We start from the raw sequence: 8,358 nt of genomic DNA on the forward strand, positions 1-8,358 counted from the left end.
GTCCTATCCGCAAAATCGGAGATGAACTCTGGTATGGCTCCCGGGTTTGTCACAGCGTGGAATACATCCTGGGGGAAGAGCCACCTGAACTTTACGCCTGTTTTGTAGGAAAAAACCGGTTCGACATCCCCTTCGCATGCCATGCTGCAGGTCAGGTACGGAAAGTCCACCCCGGATGCGATGGCGAGTTCAAGGGAGCCCCAGAATTTTGGGTTAATCTCCATCAGAACATACCTCCCGGTCCGCTCATCCTTCTTGAACTCGACCATGGCCACACCGTGCCATTGCAGGTTATCAAGGAGTTTCAGGCCCTGCTCCATCAACATGGGGGCGTAGATGCTCTCGGCAAGGGCGCTCGGACCGCCGGTGACCGGGTATTCCCGTAGCCGCCGGTGCATGAAGATGGCTCTTGCCTCACCGTGGTTGTAGAGTGCAAAAAATCCGTACCCCTCGCCGGTGATATACTCCTGGACGATTGGAGAGAATGCTGATATCTTTTTGTACTGGGATATAAGTTCCTCGGGCGAGTTTGCATAACCGACGTTACCGTTTTCCCGTGCTCCCTTCACCACCACAGGATAGGAGAGGGAGTCTGCGATCCGCTCCGCATCCTTAAGTGATTGAGGATAGTAGGTCTTTGGGATGGCAATGCCGATGCTCTCCGCAAGTTGCATGGTCCTGTCTTTATTCCCGGCGAGTTCGATTGAGGCCCTGTTCGGAAGGGGTACCCTGATATAGGGCTCCAGTTCCTCCTGGATCCGGGATATCTGGTCGACTGCCGCGTAGCTGATCGGCAGGACTACGTCGAAGCGCTCCCGCTTTGCCAGGTCATACACAAACTCAGCAAACGTGGTATCATGTTCTGGGTTGGGGGCGAGGATCCCCTTAGAACAGTACTTTGAGTGGAATGATACGCTCAGGCGCATGTGGGAGAGCACCGTAACATCAACCCCCCTCTTCCCCAGGGACCGGACAGATGCCAACGTGTGTTTAAAGTTTCCGTCGGTGATCAGGACTCTCATACAAAAACCACGCTCACCCGCTCTCTATCGCACCTGATGTCCACATACCCTTCGCCGCAGATGTAATCAGCATCAATATGCCGAACCCGCTCCGGATCGATGTGAACCCGGATGCGCAACGGCGGCAACGATCGAGCCGGTTTGAGGCCCGCAACAGTAATCCTAAGACGGTCTTTGGTTTTCGAATAGTCTAACCGGACACCGCGGCGCATCCTGAACCAATCGACGATATCGATTGCACGTGTAACCCAGGCATTGTCTGACTTTGCCCTGTTGATGATACTCGTATACACATCACCCCAATCACGGGGCGCGGCCAGGCAGTCGCTGTGCCAGAGAACCGTGACAACACCGCCGTATCGCAACGCCTGATCGAGGATCGCGCTGCAGGTCCGGTACGCCTCATCCTCATCCAGACTCAGGCAGTCTACCCGCTCACACCCCTTCTCCGTCGTAACCCAGCAGTGCCTCCCAAACAGGCTGACATCCTGGATGTGGAGAGGGAGTTCCAGCAGTCTCTCCACCCCGCGGGGCTGGTAGACCTGCAGCGTCCCCGCCCGGAATCCTACATCCTCATTGTACCCAAACGTTGAGTCGTACTCGTAGCCCGCGTCATCGAGGATCTGCCAGGTCCCCTCATCGAAGTGCAGCCAGTGCACCCGTGTGCCTACCTTTACTCTTGCGTCCCTCGGAAGCGCCATGCGTTCGGTATCGGCACTGGACTTATCTATCCAGTTGTCTATGCCATGAACTCCCACTTCCCAGCCGCCGGCGGTCAGTTCCTTGATCGGGATATCATCGATTGAGTAATATCCTGCACGTATCTTCGGGGAGCCTATCCCTGCATGGCCGCTCTGGGGCAGAAAGTAGAACGTGGATTTTACCTGGTGCTTCTCCTCGAGTTCTCTCCAGGTCTCGAAAAGATCCCATGGATCCTCTCCAAGACCGAGTTTTGCAAGCACGATCCTGACTCCTTCGAGGAACCGCCGTTGACGAAAACAGTTGTAAGCTGCATAGAGAACAGAGGGAACGGATCTCTCCCTGACAGAGGTGATATCCACATCGTGCGTGAGCGCAAGCGAGTAGTTATACCCCCAGGGTATCGGTGGAATTTCTATCAGCGGGGAAAAGCGTTTTATCTCCTGCCGCAGTGCATCTAGGTACTCATCACAGATCGGTTTACGGTTACGGGGCAGCCCCTTGTTGAGTGTATCGGCGATTTTTTTGATCAGGTCGTTGTCGGCGAGGTCGATTATGTTACGGGCTTCCGGTAGGTGGCTGTTTTTCGATATGACGACATCATAGGTGGATGTCGGGGTGTACCATTCCCAGGGAACCTTCAGTAACTGAAACACTTCCTGGGCCGCATACTTGTCGTCGTATTCTACCCCAATCATTGTATTTGTGCTCCATTCAGGGTGTGCAGTTCTTGCGGATTCGCCTAGGTACTGGGAGTTCCTGAGAGCATCGACTCGAACAGTTCAATTTGGTAGATATAAACTTATACTTTACCAAATTATGGAATAAACACGATATTGGTAGAAATTAATGATTTGACCAAAACAGGATTTGATACGCATTGCTCTCGATAGGATCTTATAATATTTTTCCCCGAGAGTCTGCCCGATTCGGGCGATCGAAAACTCTTGGAGTCCAACTCATCACGCCACCGATCTTCATCAGTTAAGGTTGAGGCGGCCCCTCACAAGCTTCTCGGTTTGATGGCTGATGAACAGAATTTGAGGCCAGTTACTTGAGAAGTTGTCCTGAACATTCTTGTCAGGAGGGACCTCACCTTCCCGCACCTGTGCGGTCTTCTCTTGAGCGCTCTAGGGAAGCCTCAGGCAGAATACGTTCTTGGTTATGTAAAGCAAGGTGAGTCAACTATTTGAACAGGACCTGATCTGGATCCCTTGAAGATTCTCAGAAAAAGATTTCAGGCGTTGACATCCTCCTTAATCACCTGGTAAACTCCAAATAACCTCCCTTCCATCTCCCCCCAGTTATACCTCTCAAGAACCGCCCTCCGCCCGTTCTCCCCTATCCTCCGCGCCTCCTCCGGGTGCTCCATCAGGTAGATAATAGCCTCTGCAATCGCGCCCGGGTCCGTCGGCTCGACCAGCACCCCGCACTCCGCCTCGCCGACGACCTTCCGGATCTCCGGGAAGTCGCTTGCAACGACGGGAAGGCCGCAGAGCATGTAATCGAAGAGCTTGTTCGGGAGGCCGATGTAGGCGTTGTAGTAGTCTGGCTGGAAGACGAGGAGGCCGATGCTTCCTTCGCGCAGGGTCTCGTACATCTCCCGGTAGGGGAGGTAGCCAGTCATCGTGATCTCGGGTCGTGGGTCGGTCTTCGCCGCAATCGCGCCGATATCCTCACGGACGTTCCCGATGAGCGTCAGGGAGACGTCGGGAAACGTTGCCGTTACCTTCGACAGCGCCTGAATGCACTCCCTGATGCCGTGAAACAACTGCATGTTCCCGGCCATGTAGACCACGCTATGGCTGTTCCTTGCCTTCGGCACCGGCGGCGCCAGGTCGGCGACCGAGTAGTTGGATATGATCACAGGCTCCGTTCCGTTCCCCCGGAACCGCTCGGCGACGCTCTCGCTGACTGCTACTTTCGCGTCGGCAAACCGAGAGAGCAGGAGCTCAACCGGGGAGAGCAGAGACTCAAGGAACCTCGTGAGGGCGGTCGCGTTCGGGAGGCCGAGGTCGAACGGTATCTCGCTCGGCCAGTGTTCGTGGATATCGTAGACGACCTTCCGGCCTTTCACCGCTTTGAGCAGGAGCGCCAGAAGGAGGGCGTCCGGCTCATGGCAGTGGATGACGTCGCACTCCTCGCCCAGAGATGCCCGAAACGCCCTCCAGAGCGTCACCGGGTGGAGGAGGGTCGATGCAGGTTTCCGGAGAGTGACGACCCGCACGCCCCCGTTCTCCTCAACGCCTCCGGCGTCCGAAGGAGCGATGATCGTGACGTCGTGCTCCTTCGCAAGGCTCTTCGCCTCTTTCTCGAATATCCGCCCGTCGTGAGGCCGGTGGGTTGTGGTGAGCATGCAGATACGCATAGGTCAGGGTTCAGGCCTCCCTGCCCGGGCACGAACGCGAGAGGCTGAACGGCTCCCCTTTTTATGTGCAGAGTATTTATAATTACTCTCAAATGGATGCCGGTGCTAACAGGCTCGGGGCGTGAGGATGGTTGCCCGGGTATCGCTGCTATCGATATTGGGGAACAGGCGGGCGGCCAACGGCCTGCTGTGATAGAATAAGGCCGTTCTACTCGTGTCGGTCCTGCATACTTTTCCCGGGTGCGCAAAGTTTGATATAGCGACGCGCCACTCATCAACCCCGGTCGCATGAAGGTCGCGCTCATCACCAACTACTGGAAAGAGAGCCAGGGCGGCGGCATCAGAGTCTACCTGCAGAACCTGGTCAGGGAACTGGTTGCGAGCGGCGCCGATGTGCGGGTCATATTCAGGGAGGGGAGCGATCCCGATGAAACCTGTATTCCCGGAGGTCAGCGGCTCTTTGCGGTGCGGTCGCTCTCCGCCCTGCGGGACTACGGGCCGGACGTCATCAGCGTTCACGGTGGCTGGCACTGTCTCTTCCCTGCGGTCGCCTACAAACTCCTCTGCGGGTGTACTGTTGTCCAGACGTTCCACACCGAGCCTGAGGAGGCGCTGACGGACCGGTTCAGGCTCTTCTACCAGACTCTCCTCAACCGGTGCGACCACGTAACGTTCGTCTCGGAGCGGCTCAGGGAGAGAACCATCGAGGTCTGGAACCTGAAGTTCCTGAGGACCGAGATAACCTATGCGGGGGCTCCAGAGGTTGCCGCGGTGACCCCGGGGGAGGTTGCTGTGTTCCGCGAGCGGTTCGGTATCGGAGACCGCCGGCCGGTGCTCCTCGCCCTCGGCTTGACCGCGCTGAAGTACAAGGCCGAAGGCCTGAAGCAGCTCATCCGGGCTGTAAACCTCCTCAAAGAGAAGTACCCGGGGATCGTCCTTGTCGCGACGCGGAGGGGCGTCTTCTCCCCGGAGGTGGAGGAGTTCGCACGGGCTGAGGGAGCGTCCGGGCATGTGGTCTTCACGGGAGATATCGAAGCCCCCGCTGTGCCGCTCTCCTTCTGTGATATCTACACCCACATCACCCTCGGAGACGGGTTGCCGATAGCGCTCCTTGAGGCCATGGCAATGGGCAAACCCATCGTCGCAACCCCGGTGGCGGGGATTCCGGAGGCGATCCGGGATGGGGAGAACGGTATCCTCGTGCCGCCCGAGCCGGCGGAGATCGCCGGAATGATCGACTACCTGCTGGAGAACCCAAGTGTGGCCCGGAGCCTCGGCGAAAACGCGAGGAGGACCGTCGACGAGCGGTTTACGTGGGAGAAGAGCGCGGAGAAGTTTTTGGCTCTCTTCTCTGACGGTCGGCGGGTGTGACGGATCACCGCAGGAGGGCCTGCAGGTCGCCGGCGAAGGCGCTGAAGTTTCGGTCAGCGTTGTAGTTGCGCTCCCAGTTCTCCCTGCACGCCGACCGCATCGCCCGGGTGCCGTCGGGGCCGGCAGCAAGCCTGCAGACGGCTTCTGCGATCTCCCGTGGCGCCGGGTTCTCCGGGAGCAGGATGCCCGTAGCGCCGGAGACGATCTCCGGAGTCCCGCCCACCGCCGTCGCGATGACCGGGATGCCGCAGCTCTCCGCTTCCATGATCGAGACCGGGACGCCTTCCGATTCGCTGACGTTTATGAAAACGTCGACGGGGCTCTGCCCGTAGTGATCCATGACTGCGGCGTTCGCGAGGTACCCGGTGAACCGGTGGCTGACGTTCCCGGGCAGCGTTGCACCTGCATAGGCTTCCATCTCGGCCTGTAGCGCCCCTCCGCCGATGTGCACCCATTCGAATTCACGGTCGGGCTGCATCCGTCCTGCCTCCGCAAGGCCCCGAACCAAGAGGTCGATGCGTTTTATCGGGATGATGTGGGAGCAGGAGACGACCCGGAAGACCCCGTCCTGTGACAGGGGTGTGAGGAACCCGGGGTCTCCAGTGCCGAGCCTGGCCACTCGGAAGCCGGATGCACACGAGGGGTGCCGGGCTGAAAGATACCTCCTCCCGTGCTCCGAGACGGGGTAGACCCGGTCAAGGGAGCAGGCTCTGGCCTCCTCAAACGGCATGTAGGGCGGGGTGTAGCGCTCGGCGTAGAGGTCGTACCCGTGCGCCCGCGAGACGCACCGGATGCCCGGGAGATCCCTCCTCGCCAGCACCACGCCGAGCGCGGTGCCGTCGAACCAGTAGGTGTAGAGGAGCGTGCGGGCGGGATCGAGCATCCCTTCCTCTACCCTCCGTGTGACCCAGTTACGGACGTCGAGCGCGATGCCGAGGTAGCCGAGTGCCTTGCGCATCCCCGCCGGGTGGAGCATGGGCCGGTAGTTCCTCCGGAACTCGCCGTAGAACTCCGAGGATGCAAGTGATGAGAGGGCGAGGTTCAGGTAGTAGGCCGCCGTGCTCTCTTTCTGCGCATCGTGCATGATGGAGGTCTCGGTCGATACGTTCTCCGGGAGCGGTCGATCGAGTCTCTCGCCGGGCGGGGGGTAGAGGCGCGGGACGAGCGTGACGGCATCAAACGCCGAGGAGAGGTGCGGGAGCTCCCGGTCGAGGAACGACTCCACGACCCTGCTGAAGGGGTAGGATGTAGTGAAGACGACTAGGTGGTCGCCGTTCCCGGAAGCCATCGCCATGGGTAAGGCGGCCGGAGCAGATAAGAGTTTCAGTGCGGTCGGGACCTGCCGCCCGCCGATCCGGCGGCTGTCGAGGAGAGGGCCGCTTTCATGCGCCGGTAGCGTCGGTACCATGGGGCGGGTATGAGCGCCATCAGGGAGTATGCGACCTTTCGTCGGCGGTAGAGCCGAGTCGGACAACGGGCAAGGTTAGCCCGTGCGAGGTCGGGGCGTCCGGCCCGGATGTTCCGCGCTGCGGTCTGCAGTTGTTTTGCGGCAACGTACTCCCTCACATCGTCGAGCATCTCAGGAGGGATCAGCCCGCGTTCGACTGCCTGCCGTACCGAAGCGACGAACGGGTTCTCGGGGACGGGCTCTACCCTCGTGCATGCCCTGCTGGCAATGTCGGTATGGTAGACCGCACCGACCCGCCGGGTGAACGCAATCGGGTACCGGAACGCAATCCTGCCCCAGAGATCCACATCCTCACCCCACCAGTAGCCTTCGGCAAATCCTCCTGTCTTCTCTAGGACCGCCCTTGGTATCGCCACCGAGGAAGCACTGACCGGCGGCTCGCCGAGGGTTGCCGACCGAAAGTAGTTCGGGAGCAGCCCACTCCAAGGAGGCGGAGGGACGGCCGCAATCGAGGCGACCCGTATGCCGCCGTCGGGGTTGTAGACCGCGTAGGCCGTCGCATACGCCCCGGCCCCCGGGTAACGCCTGCGGAGGTCGAGGACCGTCTCGAGAAACGTTGGATGCCACTCGTCGTCCGCATCCAGGAACGCTACGACATCCGCCCCCGACTCCCGGATCCCCCGGTTCCGCGCAACCGAGGCGCCCCGGTTCTCCTGCACGATCAAGCGTATTCGGGGGTCCGCAAACCGCTCGACGATTGCCGCACCCCCATCGGTCGAGCCGTCGTCGACGACGATGACCTCGAACTCCTGTTCGGTCTGGGCAAGCACCGACCAGACCGCCCGCTCGACGTACGGGGCCTTGTTGTAGAGGGGGATGACCACCGAGACAACCGGTTTACCATCGCCTGTCAGAAGTCCGCACCTCCCCGGTCGCAGAGGAGTGCGCCTGTGAGCCGGTCCCGCACCCCCTATATGCCGGGGCGGCTGATGGTATCTCCGGAACGAATAATATTTGCGATCTCGGCGGCAGCCCGGCCGTCCCCGAAGAGCGGCGGCTGGTCTCCTGCAGGAGCGAACCCCCGGATCATCGAGACGATCTCCTCCCGGTCAGCCCCCACGAGCACATTCCATCCGGCCTCGACCGTCTCGACCCACTCGGTATTCTCCCGGAGGGTGATACAGGGCACGCCGAGCATGTAGGCCTCCTTCTGGACGCCGCCGGAGTCGGTGAGGATCTTCTCCGCATGCGCCATCAGGCGGACCATGTCGAGGTAGCCGAGCGGTTCGGTGACCCTGACGTTCTCCGGCAGGTTTGCAAGAAGGCCATACTCACTGAGATACTTCCGCGTCCGGGGATGGACCGGGAAGACGGCCGGCATCCCGGCCTCTCCGAGGGCGCTGATGATGGCGGTCATGTTCTCCTGACTATCGGTGTTCGAGGGCCGGTGGACGGTGACGACGAGATACTCCCCCGGCCGAACCCCGACA

7 protein-coding genes are annotated in these 8,358 nt (G+C 60.1%); 1 reads left to right on the forward strand and 6 read right to left on the reverse strand.

Features of this window, described 5'->3' with window-relative positions:
• From QZ408_RS14590 to QZ408_RS14600, 3 genes are all read right to left on the reverse strand, one after another.
• On the reverse strand, positions 1-1,022 hold a 1,022-nt coding region (locus QZ408_RS14590), incomplete at its 3' end, for an ATP-grasp domain-containing protein (protein ID WP_292492747.1).
• Complete coding sequence (locus tag QZ408_RS14595; RefSeq protein WP_292492749.1) at positions 1,019-2,419, reverse strand: polysaccharide deacetylase family protein; 1,401 nt, start codon at positions 2,417-2,419, stop codon at positions 1,019-1,021. The genes QZ408_RS14595 and QZ408_RS14590, both read right to left, overlap by 4 nt.
• Before the next feature lie 539 nt (positions 2,420-2,958).
• Complete coding sequence (locus QZ408_RS14600) at positions 2,959-4,077, reverse strand: glycosyltransferase family 4 protein (protein ID WP_292492752.1); 1,119 nt, start codon at positions 4,075-4,077, stop codon at positions 2,959-2,961.
• Positions 4,078-4,377: 300 nt separating this feature from the next.
• Between QZ408_RS14600 and QZ408_RS14605 the strand changes: the two genes are divergently transcribed.
• On the forward strand, positions 4,378-5,460 hold the full coding sequence (locus QZ408_RS14605; RefSeq protein WP_292492755.1) for a glycosyltransferase family 4 protein: 1,083 nt from the start codon (positions 4,378-4,380) through the stop codon (positions 5,458-5,460).
• Positions 5,461-5,464: 4 nt separating this feature from the next.
• On the opposite strand, the gene QZ408_RS14610 is transcribed toward QZ408_RS14605, so the two are convergent.
• The 3 genes from QZ408_RS14610 to QZ408_RS14620 all read right to left on the reverse strand — a co-directional run.
• A complete protein-coding gene (locus QZ408_RS14610) occupies positions 5,465-6,748 on the reverse strand; it encodes a glycosyltransferase (RefSeq protein ID WP_292492757.1) in 1,284 nt (427 codons plus the stop codon).
• A gap of 35 nt (positions 6,749-6,783) precedes the next feature.
• Positions 6,784-7,752, reverse strand: coding sequence for a glycosyltransferase family A protein (locus QZ408_RS14615; RefSeq protein ID WP_292492760.1), 969 nt, complete (start codon positions 7,750-7,752; stop codon positions 6,784-6,786).
• An 86-nt stretch (positions 7,753-7,838) separates the two neighbouring features.
• On the reverse strand, positions 7,839-8,358 hold a 520-nt coding region (locus QZ408_RS14620; protein ID WP_292492763.1), incomplete at its 5' end, for a UDP-N-acetylglucosamine 2-epimerase.

The sequence above is a fragment of the Methanoculleus sp. 10 genome (genome assembly GCF_913757945.1).
Taxonomy (GTDB): Archaea; Halobacteriota; Methanomicrobia; order Methanomicrobiales; family Methanoculleaceae; genus Methanoculleus.